The organism is Marinobacter sp. B-12, from assembly GCF_056857915.1.
Genome location: NZ_JBSXOB010000027.1, coordinates 1 through 19,575, shown reverse-complemented (window position 1 = coordinate 19,575; position 19,575 = coordinate 1). Strand labels below are relative to the sequence as shown.

Here is a 19,575-nt window from a genome sequence, read left to right as displayed (position 1 = left end):
TATATCCCGGATGCAGGACGTCAGAACAACGCAGAAAACAAGACTGGCGCTATCGTTGGACCCAAAACACATCTTGTCTGTCTCGTTTCCTGCGATGTCTGACTACACTCAGATAAGGCCCGTCGGGAAAGTTCCTGTTTGGCCGAATACAACAACAATGCTAGGAGACTTGCCAATGAAACTCTTCAAGGCACTTACCGGTATCGCCGGTGCGATCGCCCTGACTACTGGATCGGCGTTCGCAGATGACCTGCGCTGGAAAATGCCGGTCGCCTTCGCTACTAACCTGCCCGGCCTGGGGTCCCCTGCCGCCTGGGTCGCTGATAACCTCAATACCGCTTCCGATGGCAGCATCCAGGTTCGCGTCTATGAGCCCGGCAAGCTGGTTCCCCCGTTTGATATCCTGCAGTCGGTTTCCGATGGCAAGGTATCCGCCGGCTACACCTGGATTGGTTACGATCAGGGCAAGGTGCCAGCGATTCCCTTGTTTGCCGCTGTTCCGTTCGGTATGAAGCCACCCGCCTATATAGGCTGGTATTACTTCGGTGGTGGTCATGAAATGCTGCAGGAAGCCTATGCCAATAAGGGCTTCGATGTACACGCACAACTCTGCGGCATCATCGGGCCAGAAACAGCGGGTTGGTATTCTGACCCCATCGAAACACTGGAAGACTACAAAGGCCTGAAGATCCGCTTCGCCGGCCTGGGTGGCAAAGTTCTGGAGAAGCTGGGCGCGTCTGTCACCATGATGCCCGGCGGCGAGCTTTACCAGGCACTGGAAAAAGGCACCATTGATGCCACCGAATTCTCCATGCCCGCCATCGACCAGATTCTCGGCTTCAATCAGGTGGTCAAGTACAACCTGTTCCCGGGTTGGCACCAGCAGTTTACGGCTCAGTACATGCTGATCAACAAGGACGAGTGGGCTCGTGCGACTGACGCCCAGAAGGCGCTGGTTGAGGCTTCTTGCACTGCGGCGACCACTCGTGGTCTTGCAGAAGGCGAGTACAAAAACGGCAAGGTTCTGGCCGAGTTCCAGGACAAGGGCGTCCAGGCCGACCAAATCCCCCGCGACGTTCTGCTCAAGCTGAAGGACGTAACTCAGGAAGTGCTTGAGGAAGAAGCCTCCAAGGATGCCGACTTCAAGCGCGTCTATGAAAGCCAGCAGGAGTTCATGGAGTCCTACAAGGTGTGGGACACCCGCGCCTACGTTCCGGCGGACCTGTAAGGTCCGGGGCCGACCCCGAGATGCCGGCCAGAGCGTCGGTATTCTCTGATCAAGTCTGGATGGCCCTTCGGGGCCATCCTTGTTTCACAATCGGCTTTCTGAGTGAGGAACTGTTGTATGACGGTGTCTGATAAAGGCTCACCGCAGAACGTGCGGGCATCGGTGTCTGGCACCGACGAATTTCTCCATCACCATACGGAGCTGCCGACAACCCGCGTCAGTCAATGGATGGACCGTGTGATTTCGGCAATCGGCAAGGGTGCATCCTGGCTCTGGGTGGTGGTTACTGGCGTTATTATCTGGGCCGTCGTTGGCCGTTATGCGTTCGGTCAGGGTTCGGTCACGCTCGAAGAGGTTCAGTGGCACCTGGCCGGCATCGGCTGGTTACTCGGGCTGGCCTACACCCTGGTGGTGGATGACCACGTTCGGGTAGATGTCCTTCACGAGCGACTGTCACTGCGAGGTCAGGGTTGGATTGAACTGCTTGGCCTGCTGTTCCTCCTGCTGCCATTCCTGGGGCTGGCAGTTTACGAGATGGTTCCCTATGCCTTCAGTTCCTGGCAACAGGGCGAAACCAGTCAGGCACCGGCCGGGCTGCCACATCGTTGGTTCCTGAAAGCCATTCTGGCGCTGTCATTTATCCTCATCACCTTAGCGGCACTGTCGCGCCTGCTGAAAGTGACAGCCCTGCTGTTCGGTTTTCCAAAGCCAATCCGGGTCGAGTCCGGGAATAATGAGAAAGAGGATGCGTCCTGATGGAGCTTGAAACCCTGTTTGTAATCGGCATGTTCCTGACCTTCGGAGCATTGTTGATGACCGGTTATCCTGTGGCCTGGGTGCTGGGTGGCACGGCGGTCATCTGGACGGTGGTCGGTGTTGTTGCCGTAGAGAATTTTGGTGCCAACCTCTGGTTTGATTATCCCTCATCAATGGGCCTCGTGCCGGAGCGAATCTGGAGTATTGTAAACAGCGAGACCCTGGTGGCTCTGCCCATGTTTATCTTCATGGGCATCATGCTGGATCAGTCCGGCGTCGCCGAGCGCTTAATGAACAGCATGGTAAAGCTGTTTGGTGCCGTGCGTGGTGGTTACGCCGTGACGGTGATTGTGATCGGCGTATTGCTTGCCGCTACCACCGGCATTATCGGTGCGTCAGTGGTGCTTCTGGGTATGTTGTCCCTGCCGGTGATGATGGAGAACAAGTACGACAAGGGCTTTGCCGTCGGTACAGCCTGTGCCACCGGCACCCTGGGTATCCTGATTCCACCGTCCATCATGCTGGTGCTGATGGCAGACCGCCTGGCGGTGCCCGAGGCTTCCGTGGGCGACCTGTTTATGGGGGCGTTTCTGCCCGGTCTGCTGCTGGGTGCCATGTATGTGGGCTATGCGATGATTCGTCCGCTGTTGCAGCCGAATATTGCTCCGGTGCCTGAGGGTACGGAGAAGGTGTCCTGGAGTATTGTCTGGGAAGTTGCCAAGGCGGTTTTGCCCACGGCGGCGCTGATTCTCGGTGTGCTGGGCTCTATTTTCGCTGGCATCGCCACTCCCACCGAAGCCTCTGGTGTTGGTGCACTGGGTGCGTTGCTTCTGGCTCTGATGTCCCGGCGTCTGACTCTGAAAGTGCTGAATGCGTCGTTGCAGCAAACCACACGCACGGCCGCTTTCATCTTCGCAATTTTCCTCGGCGCAACGGCCTTTTCCGTGGTGCTGCGGGGTCTTGGCGGTGATGCCGTTATCGAAGAAGCGCTGCTTGGCCTGCCGTTCGGCCCCTATGGCGTGATACTGACCATTTTGTTCGGGGTGTTCCTGTTGGGGTTCTTCCTCGACTGGGTTGAGATCACCCTGATCATTCTGCCGCTGGTGGCGCCCGTGGTTCAGCATCTTGGCTTTGATTTGGTGTGGTTCACCATTCTTTTTGCCATGTGCCTGCAGACCTCATTCCTGACTCCGCCCGTGGGCTTTGCGTTGTTCTACATCAAGGGCGTGGCGCCACCCGAAATCAAGGTAACTGACATCTATAAGGGCGTCATACCCTTCATCATTATTCAGCTGGTGGCCCTGGCGATTGTGTTCCTGGTGCCCGAAATCGCGACCTGGCTGCCCAGTGTGGCTTACGACTAAGGAGATAACATCATGCGTCTAGAAAACCGGATAGCCCTGATCACCGGGGCGGGGCGCGGAATTGGCCGGGCCATTGCCGAACAGTACGGCCGCGAAGGTGCCCGTGTTGCCGTGGCAGATCTCACCCTGGAGAGCGCCAGGGAAGCGGTTGACGCCATTGAAAAGGCGGGCGGTACCGCTATGGCGCTGGCCATGGATGTCACCGATGAGAAAGCGGTCGATCAAGGTGTTGCCGCCATCGTGGACAAGTGGGGCGGTCTTGATATTGCCTTGGCCAATGCTGGTATTCAGCACATAGATCCGGTGCACAAGCTGAACTTTGCCGACTGGCGCAAGGTGATGAATGTTCATCTGGATGGCGCCTTCCTCGTTACCAGGGCTGCCCTGAATCAGATGTACGCCAGCGGCGGTGGCACCATGCTTTACATGGGGTCTGTCCATTCTGTGGAGGCTTCGCCGCTCAAAGCGCCATACGTGGCGGCGAAGCACGGCATGCTCGGCCTGTGCCGTGCGGTGGCGAAAGAAGGGGCCGAGCATGGCGTCCGCAGCAACATTATCTGCCCCGGCTTTGTCAGAACGCCTCTGGTGGATAAGCAAATCCCGGAGCAGGCGAAAGAGCTGGGCATTTCCGAAGAAGAGGTTATTAGTAAGGTTATGCTGAAGAACACCGTTGACGGCAAATTCACCACCCTGGAAGACGTTGCCGAGCTGGCGGTACACTTGGCGGCTTTCCCCACTGCGGCACTGACTGGCCAATCCATTGTGGTCAGCCATGGCTGGCACATGCAGTAAGCAACAGGAGAGACAGATGAGCAACACAGAACAATCACCCGTGGTCTGGTCTCCGTCGCAGGACACACTGAAACACTGCCGGATGGGTCAGTTCCAGGGGTGGCTGGAGCAACAGGGCTTCGGCCCGTTTGCCGATTACCACGCCCTCCATCGGTGGTCGATTGAGAACCTCGAGACCTTCTGGCAAAAGGTATGGGACTTCTGTGGCCTGGTATGCGACACCCCGGCCGACGCGGTTCTGGGCAAACGTGATATGCCCGGCGCAGAATGGTTCCCCGGTATGAAACTCAACTTCGCGGCCAATCTGCTGCGGCTGGCGGAAGGCGACCATGCCGGGCGCGAAGCGGTCGTGGCCTACTGCGAAACCCGCCCGGTACTGCGCCGCACCTACGCTGAATTGAAAGCGGACACCGGCGCCCTGGAAGCCTTTCTGCGCAACAAAGGGATTCGACAGGGTGATCGCGTAGCCGGTGTGGTCACCAATGGCTATGAAGCCCTTGTGGGCATGTTGGCGGCGACCAGCCTGGGTGCCGTCTGGAGTTCCGCGTCACCGGATTTCGGCGTGGGCGCCATCCTTGATCGTTTCGGCCAGATTGAGCCGGCAGCTCTGATTGTGGTCAACGGCTATGGCTATGGCGGCAAGGTCTTCAACCGCCAGGACGACTTTGCCGGCCTGATTGACGGCCTGCCAAGCCTGCGCTGTGTGGTCAGCATCGAACAGCTGCCGGGCGAACCCGCCATCGCCGGCGACAAGGTCACCCACTGGGACAATGCCCTTGCCGAGGGACAGGGCCAGGCGCCCTCCTTCACACCGCTGCCCCCCGAGCACCCGGTGTACATCCTCTATTCCTCCGGCACCACCGGCAAACCCAAGTGCATCGTGCACGGCAACGTTGGCCTGCTGGTCAACCACGCCAAGGAGTTGATGCTCCACGGCGATGTCGGTCCCGACGACCGTTTCCTGTACTTCACCACCTGCGGCTGGATGATGTGGAACTGGCAGGCATCTGCCCTGCTGACGGGCGCCGCCGTTATCACGGTCGACGGCTCTCCTGGCTACCCGGACCTGAACTATCTATGGCAGGTGGTGGCTGACGAGAAAGTCACCCATTACGGCACCAGCGCCCGGTTCATCGCCGGTTGTCGCAAAGCTGAACTGGCGCCCGCGAGAACCCTGGACCTGACTGCCTTGAGAGTCGTCTTCTCCACCGGCTCACCCCTGCTGCCGGAAGACTACGACTGGATCTACAGCGACGGTGCCCCTGACGTATTGCTGGGCTCCATCGCCGGCGGCACCGACATCTGCGGCTGCTTTGTGGGCTCTACACCGCTGTTATCGGTGCGCCGTGGCGAAATCCAGTGCCGCTTCCTCGGCGTTGACGCCGTGGCCTACGGCGACGACGGCCAGCCCGTCAGCGGTGGCCGAGGCGAACTCGTCTGCCGTCAGCCCCTCCCTTCCATGCCAGTCGCCTTCTGGGACGACCCCGGCAACGAACGCTACAAAGACGCCTACTTCAACACCTTCCCGGGTGTCTGGGCCCACGGTGACTTCATCGAATTCACCGAACATGGCGGCGCCGTCATCTACGGCCGCTCCGACGCTACCCTTAACCCGGGCGGCGTGAGAATCGGCACCGCCGAAATCTATCGGCAGGTGGAAACCGTGGCGGAAGTCAAAGACAGCCTGGTCGTTGGTCGTCAGATCGAAGGTGACGTGGAAGTGGTCTTGCTGATGGTCCCGGCGGAGGGGCAGGCCCTCACCGACGACCTCCAGAAAAACCTCAAAACCCGCATCCGCCAGGGCGCGAGCCCCCGCCACGTACCGAAGCACATCATCCAGGTGCCGGATATTCCCTACACCCGCAGCGGCAAGAAAGTGGAGCTGGCGGTGGCGCGCCTGATCAACGGTTCCAACAAAGCCGACAACCGGGATGCCCTTGGTAATCCAGAGGCGTTGGACCGGATTCGGGATTGCCTGGAAGAGGCGGGGTTGTTGCCGAAGGGTTGAACCAGCTGTTGGGTCTGCTTTCGGATTACGACTTAGGTTAATCCGATCTTGTGTCTGTCCCGTGGCGGACATGCATGGAGTTTGCCGAGTGCTGGGGGTGAGGGCGACCAAAACTGTGCGGAGCCATGGATGGCGGAGCTCAAGCGCCACAGGGATGTGCTTGAGCGTGTTTTGGTTGCCCTCACCCCCAGCGCGACACTCCCGAACCAGATGTTCGAAAGTTTCGTAAATTCCCGCCTTTTCATAGTCCTGTAACGGCTTTTAGCGAACTTTTAGTCGGTTCTTATACTAAGATCGTAACCAGAATTGCCGAAAAAATGCTATCTTAGTAGGTCTATCAAAAGTTCCCGAATCAGTCATCGCTCAAGCCAGACGTTCACAAGACGGCTGACCCTGCGGTGACCGTCCTGAACTCACCCATCAGCCTGAGGACGAAAATGACATCATCCAAAGCCAAGATCATCTACACACTGACCGATGAGGCACCCGCCCTCGCGACACGGTCACTTCTTCCCATCCTCGAAACTTACGCCAAGCCCGCAGGTATCGAGTTCGGCACCAGCGACATTTCGCTTGCTGCCCGTATTCTCGCGCTCTTCCCTGATTACCTGGAAGAAAAGCAACAAGTTCCGGACGACCTCAAAGAGCTGGGTGACTACACCAAGGACCCGGAAGCCAACATCATCAAGCTTCCCAACATCAGCGCCTCAATTCCCCAGCTGCGCGCTGCCATCAAGGAACTCAATGACCAGGGTTACAAGGTTCCCGAGTACAAGGAACACCCTGAGTCGGACGAAGAGAAAGAAATCCATGCCCGCTACTCCAAAGTCCTGGGCAGCGCGGTAAACCCGGTACTGCGTGAAGGCAACTCCGACCGTCGTGCTCCGACTGCCGTCAAGGCCTTTGCCCGCAAACACCCCCACACCATGGGCGAGTGGAGCCCGGCGTCACGCACCCACGTGGCCCACATGCGCGGCGGAGATTTCTACTCCAACGAACAGTCCCTGACTCTGGACAAGGCCACCAACGCCCGTATCGTCTTTGAGAACGCCAAGGGTAAGCAAACCGTTCTCAAGAGTGAACTGGCGCTGCAGGAAGGCGAAGTGCTGGACGGCATGTTCATGAGCTGCAAGGCGCTGCGCAAGTTCTTCGATGATTGCATTGAAGACTGCGAAAAAACCGGTGTGATGTTCTCCCTGCACGTCAAAGCCACGATGATGAAGATCTCCCACCCGATCGTCTTCGGTCACGCGGTAAAGATCTTCTACAAGGAGCTGTTCGACAAGTACGGCGAACTGTTTGACGAACTGGGCGTGAATCCCAACAACGGTCTTTCCAGTGTGACGGACAAGATCAAGCAACTGCCGGAATCCAAGCAGGAACAGATCCTGGAAGACCTGCACGCCTGTTATGAGCACCGCCCGGAAATTGCCATGGTAGATTCCGTCAAGGGCATCACCAACCTGCACGTGCCCAGCGACGTCATCGTTGATGCCTCCATGCCGGCAATGATCCGTAACTCCGGCAAGATGTGGGCCCGGGACAACAAGCTCAAGGACACCAAAGCGGTGATGCCTGAGAGCACCTACGCCACCATCTACCAGGAAGTGATCAACTTCTGTAAGACCCACGGCGCGTTTGATCCCACCACCATGGGCACGGTACCGAACGTTGGCCTGATGGCCCAGAAGGCCGAAGAGTACGGCTCCCACGACAAGACCTTCGAAATCAAGGAAGACGGCATCGTTCGTGTCATCGCTGAAGACGGCGCCGTGCTGACCGAGCACAAGGTCGAGAAGGGCGACATCTGGCGTGCCTGCCAGACCAAGGATCTGCCGATCCGTGATTGGGTCAAGTTGGCTGTTAACCGTGCTCGCGCCACCGGCATGCCAGCCCTGTTCTGGCTTGACGATGAGCGCCCTCACGACGCCGAACTGATCAAGAAAGTGGAAATGTACCTCAAGGAGCACGATACCGATGGCCTGGAGATCCTCATCAAATCGCCAGTACGTGCCATTCGCTGGACCATGGAGCGACTGATTCGCGGTCTGGATACCATCTCTGTGACTGGTAACGTCCTGCGCGACTACCTCACCGACCTGTTCCCGATTCTGGAACTGGGTACCAGTGCCAAGATGCTTTCCATCGTTCCCCTGCTTAACGGTGGTGGCCTTTACGAGACCGGTGCGGGCGGTTCCGCGCCAAAGCACGTTCAGCAACTGCTGCAGGAAAATCACCTGCGCTGGGACTCGCTGGGTGAGTTCCTTGCGACGGCTGTTTCCCTGGAAGAACTGGGTGAGAAACAGAACAACGAACGTGCGCGTCTGCTGGGCCTGACCCTGGACAAGGCCACCGAGCGACTGCTGGAGAACAACCAGTCACCGTCGCGCAACACCGGTGAGCTGGACAACCGCGGCAGCCACTTCCACCTTGCCCGTTACTGGGCGGAGGAACTGGCCAACCAGGATGACGACAAGGATCTGAAGGACTTCTTCGCGAAGCTGTCGAAGCAACTGGAAGACAACAAGGACAAGATCCTGGAGGAAATGAGTGTGATCCAGGGCAATCCGGCCGATATCGGTGGTTATTATCACCCACCGGCCGAGAAAGTCTGCAAGATCATGCAGCCCAGCGAGACCTTCAACCGCATTCTTGAAGAGGCTCGTGCTCAGGTGAAGTAAGCTTTTAAAGCCTGGCAAAAACCCGGACGGTGGAAACACCCTCCGGGTTTTTTTATGTCCCATCAATTGCAGTATTCCCTCGACGGCGGTGCCGTCTGTGACTATTTTCAGGGTGTAGTGCCTTCGCATTTGGGCCCGAGGTGTTCACACCGACAGGAAAGCAGCCGGAACCCGGGGAAAACATTAGATGGATAGACTTCAAGGCCGCCCTAAACCGTTACGGCGTTCGTTGTGGGTTGTTGGAACCTATTTGCTGTTGGGATGGTTGTGGATTACGTTTTCCGATTATCTGGTGCAGCAATGGTTTCCCGATCCGGAAGTGCTTGGCAGGGTACAAACCTACAAGGGCCTGCTTTTCGTGCTGGTGACCGGGCTCGCTCTTTTCCTGTTGTTGATTCAACAGTTCACCAATGACCGGAAGCTGTTGTCTCTCTATCGCCATCAGCGCGAGGAAAATCGGGAACTGAGCCAGTTCCGTGAAAGCGTGATTGAGCGTGCCAATGTCTGGATCAACGTGTTGGACACGGAAGGCCGGGTTGTACTCTGGAACAAGGCCGCGGAAGACATCAGCGGCTATCCCAGGGAAGCGGTGATCGGGTCCGATGAGATCTGGCAGCTGTTGTATCCCGATGAGGAAAACAGGATCAGAATCCGTGAGAGGGCGAACGAAATTCTTCGTGATGAGGGTGAGGTTGTCGGTTACGAAACCTGGATAACCACCCGCGATGGACGTGAGCGACAGCTGTCCTGGAACTCGCGCAGCCTGCGGAATGAGGCGGGTGAACTCGCGGGTTCAATTGCTATCGGACAGGACATTACCGATATCCGCCGGGCGGAGACTATGGCCCGCCAGCGTGAGCGCCAGTTAGCCACCATACTGGATAGCCTGCCCGGCATGGCCTACCGCTGCCTATACGATGAGCACTGGACCTTGCTATCCGCCTCCAAGGGCTGTCGTGAACTGACCGGCTACGAACCGGATGAACTGATCAACAACAAAGTGATCAGTTTTGCCGAATTGATCGCAGAAGACGTCGATGAGGCCATGCTGCAAGTTGTCGACCTGGCCGTCGGTAATGCGGAGCTGTTTTCCATCGAGTATCCCCTTGTCCGCAAGGATGGAAAGCAGATCTGGGTCTGGGAATGCGGCCGCAGTGTCGAAGGTGAGGGTGAGCTGGTGCTTGAGGGGATTGTGCTGGACATCTCTGACCGCAAAGCGCTTGAAAACGAGTTGTCCGAGATGGCGGCCAGGGATGCGCTGACAGGGTTGCTGAATCGTCGGGAGATGGCCCGGTTGCTGGATGAGGAAATTGTCCGTGCCACGCGCTATGGTCGAAACCTGGCGTTGCTTTGGATCGATTTTGACCATTTCAAGAACATCAATGACGTGTACGGGCACGCCGCCGGCGATTCCGTGCTGAAGGCGGTTAGCGCACTGCTGGCAGAGAGCGTGCGGAGTGTGGATAGCGTCGGTCGGTTTGGCGGCGAAGAGTTTATTGTCCTGTTGCCGGAAATGGAGTATCGCGAGGCGCTGGATACCGCAGAGCGACTGCGCCGGCTGGTGAGTGATGCCCCACAGTCTCTGGGGAACGGCAACACGGTCGCACTGACCGTCAGTATCGGCGTTTCCGTATTTCCCGACCATGGTGTCGGCGCCGATACCCTGTGCGAGGCAGCCGACAGGGCCATGTATCAGGCCAAGGCCGATGGCCGCAATCAGGTGGTGCTGGCACCCTTGACCGAGGAAGCCCATAATCCCTGAAGACGATCGTGCTGGATGAGTTGACGCTGCCAGGCCTGTTATCCGGCCAATGTGCCGGGTGACATCCAGCGTCAGGATGTGAGAAAAGACAGTCTCCGGAATCAAAGGTCAAGCGATGAACCGAATTGCCCGCCGTGCGCTCCACACCTCTGTTGTCCCCAATGACCTGGCGTCAGTAACCTACCGAGATGTGGCCGGCGAGAAACCGGAGCTGGCTGGTGTGAGCCCCGAGGTTGTCGAGGCCATCTGGCACAGCGTTGAGCGGTTGTACCGAACCGGGGTGCACCCGGGTATACAGCTGTCGGTAAGGCACCGGGGCGAACAGATCCTACATCGGGCCATCGGCCATGCCAGCGGCAATGGGCCCCATGACGCCATGGACGCGATGAAGGTGCCGATGACCACGGAGACGCCCATTTGCTATTTCTCCGCCTCCAAGGCGGTCACGGCCCTACTGATCCACATCCTGGCGGAGCAGGGGCTGGTCAACCTGATGGACCCGGTGTCGTACTACTGCCCGGAATTCGCCGGGGGTGGCAAGCGCACCATCACCATTCACCAGGTGCTTTCCCACCGTGGCGGCATTCCGGCGATTCCCCGGGAAACCCCCATCGATGTGCTCTGGAACAGAGACGAAATCTGGCGCCTGCTGTGTGAGGCGAAGCCGGTGGAGGTGGATGGTGCCAAAGTGGCGTATCACGCCATCACCGGAGGCTTCGTGTTGCAGCGGGTGCTGGAGAAAGTGACCGGCGATACCATTGAGGCGTATATCGACCGACACCTCCGCAAACCCATGGGGATGAAATGGTTTACCTACGGAATTGCACCCGCCGACGTGGATAAGCTGGCCGGCAACTATGCGACCGGCCCAACGCCGCGTTTTCCGGTATCCTGGATCGTGAACCGGGCGCTGGGAGGCGATATACGCACCGTGGAGCGGGTCTCCAATGATCCCCGCTTCCAGGAGGCAGTTATCCCCGCGGGCAACTTGTGTGGCACCGCCGAGGAAATGGGGCGTTTCTTTCAGATGATGCTCAATGGCGGGGTCTGGAATGGCAAGCGTATTTGCAGCGAGATGACCGTCAGGCGCTCAATCCAACAGTTTGGCTCGCTACAGATTGACCGCACCATGATGATTCCCATGCGCTTCAGTGCAGGCATGATGCTGGGAGGTAACCCCATAGGGCTATGGGGCCAGCAAAGCAGGCATGCCTTTGGTCACATTGGTTTGATCAACAAGTTGTGCTGGGCGGATGCGGCCCGGGATATTTCTGTCAGCCTGCTCAACACCGGCATCCCCATTGTTGGTCACCACCTGCCGGCGCTGGCACGGTTTGTCTACACTGTGTGCGACCGCTTTCCGTTGATGCCTGAGAACCGCAGGCCGTTGGTGGAAGCCTGACTGACCCCTCAAAGGGTCGCGAGTTGTTCCTCCAGTATCCCCAGCACAGACGACAGGATATCCCGGAAGTCGGTCAGTGTCTGGGTTCGCTGGATTACTTCCTCACGGTTTTCATCCAGCCGTTCCAGCTTGGGGACCACCCGCCGGATTCCCTCCGTAATAACTTCATAGGGATAATGGTGGTCCATAACGCTGAGCTTGTTGATCTCGGCCACTTCCTGACTGAAGATGCTGATGATGTCGTAAAGCATGTCCTTGTGCTGAATGGAGCTCGCTTCCCAGTAGGCATCGTCAAGCAGCTCCAGTAGGGAAAGGTATTCCCTTAGTGTATCGGCAACGGATGTCTGGTTCATAAGCGGTCTTCCTGGCCCGGATGGAATGGGGTCGTTACGGCAAACGGCTGCGCATTGTGTTGTGATCTGAAGGGAACTATAGCAGGGGTTTGTGCGTGTGGTTTGGGAAGCGGCGTTGTATTCACTGCAATAAATATGAAACTCTATTCATTTTTATTGAGTTTTGTCCGACAGTTGTGCAGAATTACGTCAAATCATACAACGTAGACAACACCTGCTACAGTATGTATTGAGGCTTTTAAAAAAGCCCGACGAAACAAAAGGATAAAAGGATTTCCAGCCCGGCCAAAAGAGCCATTGAAACGTGGGCGGAATCATCGGTTTCGGCGTATTGATCATTGGACACTCAGTGGAAGAGGACGATCATGGATAAGCACACGCAGCCACAGTCTGGGCAGGAGCAGCCACGCCCGGTCAAGCTTGACCACCACGACAGTGTTCGGTCACACGTCTGCCAGCAGGTCAGTACTGAAGTGGCGCGTCTTGAGCGCCGCATTGAAACCCTCCGACTGACCAAAGCCCCCCACGCCGCCATCATGATCTCGACCTACGAGCGCATGATTGACCGCAAGAAGGGGTTCCTCAAGAACTGGGACATGCAGGATCGGGCTATTTACTGACGCTCGCTGATGACCACGGACTCGTAGACAATCGCTTCGTCACCGGTCTGCTGGTTGCCACAGTGGGCCGGGTTGGGTGTCGTTTCCCCGTTGTTGGTGTTGCTGGGCGACTCATCGGAGGACGTGAAGACACGCACCCGGGCGCTCTCATAGTTCACTTCCACCCGGATACAATCGGGCTCCTCACCGTCAATGGTTATTCCCGAAGTCTGTGTCAGTGACAGCGTGTCGCGTTTGTTGCCGATGAACTCCTGCCGCATTTCCGCATTGCCATATTCCCGTCCCGTCAGGCTGATAACGGCATACTCTGGCTGGTTGTAACCGTTGACCGAAAAATCCGGACCGTGAAAACGGCCGCTCCAGACTGCGCTGCTCACCTCAGGTGGAGAGGTGTCGTCATCGGCGGGTTTCCTGGCGACAAACTGGGCTGCCCGGAAAACTTTGTTAAGCTGCGGGTTGCTGGTCCAGTCCAGCAGGACGTACATCCAGATCTCATCCGGCTCGGGCGGTTCGCCATTGTTGCCGCCGGTCTCGGTGAAGCGGATCAGTGCATCGTTGGCTGGAGTATTGTAACGGGAACCCTCGCCCTGAGTGATGCTGTCGTGCATCAGCCGCCGGCCATCATTGAAGGTGTTCACCTGATTCGTGCTGATAACGTAGTGGAGGAAGTCCATCGGATTTCGCGCGTGGGTGTAGGTTGTCCCATCATCACTTGGCATCAATCCCATCAGCAGTTCGAAGCGATCGCGGAGCTGGGCGACCACGCCTTCGTCGTCCTCGCCGTCCGCGGGTTCAATGCCCCGATACACATCGTAGAAAGTGGTCTGTGGCAGTACCGGTGGCAGGCCATCTTCATCCCCGACTGTAAAACTCTCGAAAGACAACGACACACTGGCCGCCGGGTTGATGTAATTGCTGTCGGAGGAGTCGTCCGGCCCACAGCCGGCCAATGTCAGGGCAAACAGGGGAATGGCGGCGAAAATGCAGGAATGTCTCATTTCAAGTGACCCTGAGATGCGTCGTTGTCGGTAAAACGCTAAAGTGTTTAGCCGGGGTGCCGCTGAATTCGTTCGGCACCTGCGTGACTGCTGACAATAAACCATAAAAAAGGCATCTGCCCTCGCGGAGATCACATTTTGCAGCAATGGGAATGCCACGTCCGATGGCTCCGTTTCATCACGCTTGCGGTTCTGGCTATTGTTATTCCCGCCTCCGCCATGGCGCAGGAACGATGTCAGGACGGCGAGATTGTTCTGAACAGCGCCACCAGCAGTGTGCGTGATCTGGGTAGTTGTATCTGGTACCTGGAGGACCCTGAGCACGCCCTCGATTTCAACGACATCCTGAGTGGCGATACCGCGCCTTTCACCCGTCATGAGGGCGGTGTGCTGAACTTTGGCTACACGGAATCTGCTTATTGGGCCAGATTTGATGTTGAGGTAGGAGCGGGCGCAGCACTGACAGACTGGATACTGGAGCTGGCCCTGCCACTGGTGGATGAGGTGGTGCTCTACCTGGTTCGGGATGGCGAGCTGATAGAGCAGCGCCGTGCGGGTTATGAGGGCGACTGGTCCGGGCGTGACCTGGCGGTGCCCAACCCCACGTTCCGATTGTCACTGGAGCCGGGGAGCTCAACCCGCATTTATTTGCGCATCACCAATACCAATACTTTCCGCCTGCCGATTACCCTGTGGCATCCCGACGCTTACATCGAGAAGGTGTCGGTCGATGAAGCCGTACGGGGTATTCTGCTTGGCAGTATCCTGGCCATTCTCGCCTACAACCTGTTTGTCGCTGTGTCCGTGCGCGAACGCAGCAATATTTACTACGTGATGTATCTGGTATCGGCCACGGTGTTCATTGCCACCGAGCAGGTGCACGGTATCCAGCTACTGGAGAATCGCCCTGCTCTGTTGCACAAGGAATACCTTCATTACCAGATCATCAATACCTGGTTCTGGGGGCTGTTGATGGCTCGGTCCCTGCTGGAAACCCGGGAGCGGTCGGCGGACCTAGACAAGGTGATTCAGCTTTGCCTGTACGCCATTGTGGCGACCTTTGTGCTATCCCTGTTCCTGCCCTATCACACGGCGATGGAATGGATCGTGCTGGCGTCGATCCTGCTCAGTATTATTCTGATTGTGGTCAGTTACCTGTCCTGGCGCTATTACAACCCGGCGGCGCGCTCCTACTTTTTTGCCTGGACCCTGGCGCTGGTGGGTTTCGGTATCTATGGCCTGACCGTGATGGGCTACCTGCCGCTGAACATGTTCACGTCCTATGCGCCGCAGTTTGGCCTGACGGCCCAGATCATTCTCTTCTCTTTTGCCCTGGCTGACCGGATCAAACAGGTGCAGGGTGAAGCCCTGGGCTGGAGCCAGCGGGCACTGGCCAACCTGCGTCGATACCAGTCGCTGTTCGACAACGCCATAGAGGGCGTGTTTCAGATGTCGCTGGACCGGCGTTTCGTCACCGCCAACCCCGCCATGGCGAGGTTGATGGGATACACCAGCAGCCGGGAGCTATTGGATCTTGATCCCGACGCACTGGAGACCTGTTTTGCGGATGAGCGAGTTCGCCGCTGGGTGATTGGGCAGTTGGAATCCCGGGGCACCGTCAAGGGTATCGAGGCGCGGTATTACACCCGTTCCGGTGAAGAGCGTTGGGCCACCATTTCTTTGCATACTGTGTATACCCCCGATGGCGATCCTGCCCATCTTGAGGGCACCTGTATTGATGCCACCGAGCGCCATCAACGCCAGCGTATCGAGCGGGAGCGGGAGCAGGAACGTCTGGAAAAAGAACTGGCCCGCAATTCGGCCGAAGCCAAGAGTCAGTTCCTGGCCAACATGAGCCACGAAATCCGCACACCGCTGGCGGCGATTATTGGTTATGGCGAGACCTTGCTCGATCCGGACCTGACCGAGAGGGAGAAGCACACCAGTGCGGAAACGGTGGTGCGCAGTGGCCGTCACCTGCTGGATCTGATCAACGATATCCTGGATCACTCAAAGATCGACGCCAACAAACTGGATGTGGATATAGTGTCGGTTAATTTGCCGGAACTGCTTGATGAAATCCGCGCTTTCTTCGCCCCCAGGGCGCGGGAAAAGGGGCTGGCGTTTCATATCAACTGCGAGTATCCCCTGCCCGAGAAGGTCGCGACGGACCCGACCCGTTTCCGGCAAATCATCATCAATTTGTGCGGAAATGCGCTTAAGTTCACGGAAAAGGGGGCAATTTCTCTGAATGTTCGATGTGATCGGCAACGTCAGGCCCTGGTGGCCAGGGTGGTGGACACCGGCATCGGCATGAAACCTGAGCAGCTGGGCCGGCTGTTTGACCCGTTTGCCCAGGGTAGCGCCGCTATTGCCCGGCAATATGGAGGAACCGGTCTTGGGCTGAGCATTTCCCGTCGACTTGCGGAGTTGCTGGGTGGCAACATATCCGTTACCAGCACCTATGGCGAGGGCAGCGAGTTTGAGCTTTCCATTGCCACCGGTCCGATGGAGGATGTCCACTTTCTGCGCGACGCGTCCGAATTGTCGCAACGCCGGCGCAGTATTCCCATGGTGAGTGCGCCACGGCTTTCCGGCCGTATCCTGCTGGCGGAGGACAATGACGTGAATCGTCGCCTGGTGTCCCTGCTTGTGGGCCGCACGGGCGCTGGGCTGGTCCATGTCGGCAATGGCGCTGAAGCACTGGATCTGGCGCTGCGGGAGCCCTTTGATCTGATTCTGATGGACATCCAGATGCCGGTAATGAACGGCCGGGATGCAACGGCGGCCATTCGTGAGGCTGGCCTCAATATCCCGGTCATCGCGTTGACGGCGAACGTGATGGCGGAGGATATTGCAGACTATCGCCTCGCAGGCTGTAATGACCACTTGGCCAAACCTATCGACAAACAGCGTTTCTACGAAGTCATGGCCAGATATCTGGTGGTGCGCCCGGAGAGTGAACCCGGTAGCCACCGGCGCTATAACGGCACGGTATTGGTCGCGGAGGACAACGAGGACAACCGTCGTCTGGTGGAACGCATGCTCGGGATCCTGGGTCTGGATGTCATCACTGTTGCCAGTGGCGATGACGCGGTCCGAACGGCGCTGTCCGAATCGGTGCAGATGGTCCTGATGGACCGCCATATGCCGGGTCTGGACGGTGTGGAGGCTACCCGGTTGCTGCGACAGACGGGCTTCCGCCGGCCTGTTATCGCCTTCACCGCCGGTGACCAGTCGGAAACCGACGCGTTGATGGCAGCCGGGTGCAATGGGGTACTGAACAAGCCCCTCGACAGTAAGCATTTGCTGAGCACGCTGGACCGTTTCCTGACAGAGCCCAGTGGCCTGAACAGGGACTCGACGGAGGATGAAGACATCGGCCACCTGGCCGAACGCTTTCTCGATGGGCTGGTGGCCCGAAAAGCGGCCATGGAAGCCGCAGCCGAGCGTCGTGACCAGCAGCAGTTGGCATCCGAAGCCCATCAGATCAAAGGCACCGCCGGCGCCATGGGCTACCCTGACATGACACGGCAGGCGGGGAAACTGGAGGCTTGCGTGAACGTTGAAGACCGTGACTGGGACCACGTTCACAGCCAGTTGCAAGCCCTGGGTGACATGATCGACAGGGCACTGCAGGGGCGGGAGGCACGTCTATGACAACGGACATTTCGGCTATCGATAAAACAGGAATCGTGATTGATGAGTGAAACCCTCCAGCAAAGTGAACAGCACTCACTGAGTATGATGTATGGCACCTACGCCGACATTCTGTTTGTCCTCTTTCCGTTTTTGGTCATCAGCATGCAACGGTTATGGGATGGCCAGCTATACGAGACGCTACTCAGGCCCGACCTGAGCATTGCGGCTGCGATACTGGCCGGGCTGGCCATCGGAAAATTCGTGCTGGGGTTGGTCAGTAACCGCGATTTAGGCCGTTACAAGGAGCGCATTGTGTTTTTTATCGCATTGACGCTGTTTGTCGTGCTGGGGCCGGCCATCATCCTTATGCTCAGTATCGCTGGTCATCGCGAAGTGCCCGGGTTCGTGGCGTTTGTGCAGCCTATCCTGCTGATCATCGCGATTTCCCTCTACACCACGGCCGTCAGTATCAGTAATATTCTGACCCGGTCCGGCGGGGCAAACGCCAGCTCGTCCCGCACTGCTGGCACTCGCCAGGACGAGACTGGAGAACCTGCGCCAGCCACTGCCCAGCATGAGCCGCTGGCCATTCCCCGGCGATCCGGCGGTGATTCCCTTTGAAGTGCCCTGTGGGGCCGGGTATAAAACAGGATCAGGAGGCAGGGTATGAGTGATATGAGAATATTGGTGGTGGAAGACGAGCCGGTCATCAGGGCGCGGTTGGTCGACATGCTCTACACGGCTGGCGCAAGCATCGTGGTTGAGTGTCCGGACATTGCGGGTGCCAGGGCCGCCTTTGAGGCTGACGTCTTCCAGATCATCTTGCTGGACCTGGGGCTGCCGGACGGCAATGGTCATCAGTTGATGGAGGAGTTCAAGGCCAGGCGCAAGGATCAGCACATTGTTTTAGTGACAGCGGATGACTCTATCGACAGCATCCAGAAGGCAATCAGTGCCGGGGCCAACGGTTACGTGGTCAAACCCTATTCCCAGGAAAAAATTCACGACGTGGTGAACAACTACGCCATGGTGCACGGCGGCGATGCCGCCATGATACAGGGACTGAACCGCCAGCATTGACGGTTCGCCCCATCGGGTTTTCCCGTTACGCAACCTGGCGGGCGATCCAGGAACCGTAGCGAGTGGCAAGAGCACGCACGTATCGTGCTTCGCCATCATTCAGATTGCCCAGAACACCCTTGAATATCCAGCCTCGCTCATACAGCCCCAGCACCCGTTGTTCGTCTTCCAGATTGACGCGCTGGTTCAGTTTCTTGCAGATGGCATCCAGCAGTGGCAGCTTTTCCGGGCGCCGAATAGGCCCCGTGCGGCTGCTCGCCGGCTGGTTTGCTGCTTTTGTCGGATGTCTCTTCATGATCTTCTCCTTGTCGTTTTGCGGCTGCAAAAACAAAACCCCGGCGCTCTGGGCAACCGGGGTCTTGCGGAGAAGTTGGCCCGGTCGCTCCAAAGGCTCCCGGGACTGACCGAAAGCCGTTAGATGTCGTTCACCATGGAGTGCGCACACGTCTCACCCTTGCGGAGCGCAATCGCATCAATCATCAGATACTGGAATTTCTGAAGCATAGTCATGGGCCTTTTCCGGCATCGTTCGCCGGGCATATCGGTTTCGGTACTGTCATCAGTGTATCGCTTGCCCACGGCTTTGCAAGGGGCAGAGTGCTTCGGCAAACCCCTACAGACGCGGTTCCTCGAAGCGATCATAATCTGTCCTGTCACGTGTTTTACGTTGTGCAATCCTCCGGTGCCCACCTTTTATCTGTGGCGTACCGCATGGATCTCTCCTTTATACGCAGCCCTCCGGGCTGCGTTTTTTTTGGTGCGCCAGGCATGGCGCGTAGCGCCTTGACGGGCGCTGTTCCGGTCTAGGTGGTGCTGGCCGGATGACTTGGGGGTGCAAGTCCCCTGTGGGCCCGGCAAGGGGAACCACTAGCCGGACGGCAAGGGTGTC

The 19,575-nt window shown here is 57.9% G+C and carries 15 protein-coding genes; 12 read left to right on the top strand and 3 right to left on the bottom strand.

What is annotated here, in order from left to right; all coding sequences use genetic code 11:
- Positions 1 to 175: 175 nt before the first annotated feature.
- The 8 genes from AC13D2_RS02645 to AC13D2_RS02610 all read left to right on the top strand — a co-directional run bounded on the left by AC13D2_RS02645 (position 176) and on the right by AC13D2_RS02610 (position 11,993).
- A complete protein-coding gene (locus AC13D2_RS02645) occupies positions 176 to 1,228 on the top strand; it encodes a TRAP transporter substrate-binding protein (RefSeq protein WP_420390027.1) in 1,053 nt (350 codons plus the stop codon).
- Positions 1,229 to 1,345: 117 nt separating this feature from the next.
- The gene (locus AC13D2_RS02640; RefSeq protein WP_292047910.1) at positions 1,346 to 1,984 is read left to right on the top strand and encodes a TRAP transporter small permease subunit; all 639 of its coding nucleotides are present in this window, start codon (positions 1,346 to 1,348) and stop codon (positions 1,982 to 1,984) included.
- Entirely contained in the window at positions 1,984 to 3,348 is a 1,365-nt protein-coding gene (locus AC13D2_RS02635; protein WP_292047909.1) for a TRAP transporter large permease, read from the top strand. The genes AC13D2_RS02640 and AC13D2_RS02635 overlap by 1 nt, the downstream gene beginning before the upstream one ends.
- Before the next feature lie 12 nt (positions 3,349 to 3,360).
- Positions 3,361 to 4,140 carry a 3-hydroxybutyrate dehydrogenase gene (locus AC13D2_RS02630; RefSeq protein ID WP_292047908.1) on the top strand — a complete coding sequence of 260 codons (780 nt, stop codon included), beginning with the start codon at positions 3,361 to 3,363 and terminating at the stop codon, positions 4,138 to 4,140.
- Between the two features lie 16 nt (positions 4,141 to 4,156).
- Positions 4,157 to 6,148: an acetoacetate--CoA ligase gene (locus AC13D2_RS02625; RefSeq protein ID WP_482938183.1), complete on the top strand. Its 1,992-nt coding sequence runs from the start codon at positions 4,157 to 4,159 to the stop codon at positions 6,146 to 6,148.
- A 437-nt stretch (positions 6,149 to 6,585) separates the two neighbouring features.
- On the top strand, positions 6,586 to 8,829 hold the full coding sequence (locus AC13D2_RS02620; RefSeq protein WP_300497304.1) for an NADP-dependent isocitrate dehydrogenase: 2,244 nt from the start codon (positions 6,586 to 6,588) through the stop codon (positions 8,827 to 8,829).
- 187 nt (positions 8,830 to 9,016) lie between these two features.
- A complete protein-coding gene (locus AC13D2_RS02615) occupies positions 9,017 to 10,591 on the top strand; it encodes a sensor domain-containing diguanylate cyclase (RefSeq protein WP_420390028.1) in 1,575 nt (524 codons plus the stop codon).
- Between the two features lie 115 nt (positions 10,592 to 10,706).
- Positions 10,707 to 11,993, top strand: a complete 1,287-nt coding sequence (locus AC13D2_RS02610; protein WP_292047903.1) for a serine hydrolase domain-containing protein — start codon at positions 10,707 to 10,709, stop codon at positions 11,991 to 11,993.
- A gap of 8 nt (positions 11,994 to 12,001) precedes the next feature.
- On the opposite strand, the gene AC13D2_RS02605 is transcribed toward AC13D2_RS02610, so the two are convergent.
- Complete coding sequence (locus tag AC13D2_RS02605; protein WP_292047902.1) at positions 12,002 to 12,346, bottom strand: hypothetical protein; 345 nt, start codon at positions 12,344 to 12,346, stop codon at positions 12,002 to 12,004.
- A gap of 365 nt (positions 12,347 to 12,711) precedes the next feature.
- On the opposite strand from AC13D2_RS02605, the gene AC13D2_RS02600 reads away from it, so the two are divergent.
- A complete protein-coding gene (locus tag AC13D2_RS02600; protein WP_286810531.1) occupies positions 12,712 to 12,966 on the top strand; it encodes a hypothetical protein in 255 nt (84 codons plus the stop codon).
- Here the strand turns inward: AC13D2_RS02600 and AC13D2_RS02595 are convergent.
- The gene (locus tag AC13D2_RS02595; RefSeq protein WP_482938182.1) at positions 12,960 to 13,964 is read right to left on the bottom strand and encodes a hypothetical protein; all 1,005 of its coding nucleotides are present in this window, start codon (positions 13,962 to 13,964) and stop codon (positions 12,960 to 12,962) included. The two genes, AC13D2_RS02600 and AC13D2_RS02595, sit on opposite strands and share 7 nt — an antisense overlap.
- A 138-nt stretch (positions 13,965 to 14,102) precedes the next feature.
- Here AC13D2_RS02595 and AC13D2_RS02590 point away from each other — a divergent pair, with 138 nt between their 5' ends.
- Genes AC13D2_RS02590 through AC13D2_RS02580 form a run of 3 tightly spaced genes read left to right on the top strand, consistent with a single transcriptional unit; the run spans position 14,103 to position 18,686 of the window.
- Positions 14,103 to 17,624, top strand: a complete 3,522-nt coding sequence (locus AC13D2_RS02590; RefSeq protein WP_482938181.1) for a response regulator — start codon at positions 14,103 to 14,105, stop codon at positions 17,622 to 17,624.
- Between the two features lie 42 nt (positions 17,625 to 17,666).
- Positions 17,667 to 18,227 (top strand): hypothetical protein, encoded by a 561-nt coding sequence (locus AC13D2_RS02585; RefSeq protein ID WP_292047897.1) that lies wholly within the window; start codon positions 17,667 to 17,669, stop codon positions 18,225 to 18,227.
- A 45-nt stretch (positions 18,228 to 18,272) separates the two neighbouring features.
- Positions 18,273 to 18,686 carry a response regulator gene (locus AC13D2_RS02580; RefSeq protein ID WP_292047896.1) on the top strand — a complete coding sequence of 138 codons (414 nt, stop codon included), beginning with the start codon at positions 18,273 to 18,275 and terminating at the stop codon, positions 18,684 to 18,686.
- A 25-nt stretch (positions 18,687 to 18,711) separates the two neighbouring features.
- Here the strand turns inward: AC13D2_RS02580 and AC13D2_RS02575 are convergent, their stop codons facing one another.
- Positions 18,712 to 18,981, bottom strand: coding sequence for a hypothetical protein (locus AC13D2_RS02575; RefSeq protein ID WP_286810525.1), 270 nt, complete (start codon positions 18,979 to 18,981; stop codon positions 18,712 to 18,714).
- Positions 18,982 to 19,575: the final 594 nt, after the last annotated feature.

What these genes read in the sequence shown, in the direction of transcription:
- AC13D2_RS02645 (WP_420390027.1), top strand. Translation starts at nt 176, where the DNA reads ATGAAACTCTTCAAGGCACTTACCGGTATCGCCGGTGCGATCGCCCTG.
- AC13D2_RS02640 (WP_292047910.1), top strand. Translation starts at nt 1,346, where the DNA reads ATGACGGTGTCTGATAAAGGCTCACCGCAGAACGTGCGGGCATCGGTG.
- AC13D2_RS02635 (WP_292047909.1), top strand. Translation starts at nt 1,984, where the DNA reads ATGGAGCTTGAAACCCTGTTTGTAATCGGCATGTTCCTGACCTTCGGA.
- AC13D2_RS02630 (WP_292047908.1), top strand. Translation starts at nt 3,361, where the DNA reads ATGCGTCTAGAAAACCGGATAGCCCTGATCACCGGGGCGGGGCGCGGA.
- AC13D2_RS02625 (WP_482938183.1), top strand. Translation starts at nt 4,157, where the DNA reads ATGAGCAACACAGAACAATCACCCGTGGTCTGGTCTCCGTCGCAGGAC.
- AC13D2_RS02620 (WP_300497304.1), top strand. Translation starts at nt 6,586, where the DNA reads ATGACATCATCCAAAGCCAAGATCATCTACACACTGACCGATGAGGCA.
- AC13D2_RS02615 (WP_420390028.1), top strand. Translation starts at nt 9,017, where the DNA reads ATGGATAGACTTCAAGGCCGCCCTAAACCGTTACGGCGTTCGTTGTGG.
- AC13D2_RS02610 (WP_292047903.1), top strand. Translation starts at nt 10,707, where the DNA reads ATGAACCGAATTGCCCGCCGTGCGCTCCACACCTCTGTTGTCCCCAAT.
- AC13D2_RS02605 (WP_292047902.1), bottom strand. Translation starts at nt 12,346, where the DNA reads ATGAACCAGACATCCGTTGCCGATACACTAAGGGAATACCTTTCCCTA.
- AC13D2_RS02600 (WP_286810531.1), top strand. Translation starts at nt 12,712, where the DNA reads ATGGATAAGCACACGCAGCCACAGTCTGGGCAGGAGCAGCCACGCCCG.
- AC13D2_RS02595 (WP_482938182.1), bottom strand. Translation starts at nt 13,964, where the DNA reads ATGAGACATTCCTGCATTTTCGCCGCCATTCCCCTGTTTGCCCTGACA.
- AC13D2_RS02585 (WP_292047897.1), top strand. Translation starts at nt 17,667, where the DNA reads ATGAGTGAAACCCTCCAGCAAAGTGAACAGCACTCACTGAGTATGATG.
- AC13D2_RS02580 (WP_292047896.1), top strand. Translation starts at nt 18,273, where the DNA reads ATGAGTGATATGAGAATATTGGTGGTGGAAGACGAGCCGGTCATCAGG.
- AC13D2_RS02575 (WP_286810525.1), bottom strand. Translation starts at nt 18,981, where the DNA reads ATGAAGAGACATCCGACAAAAGCAGCAAACCAGCCGGCGAGCAGCCGC.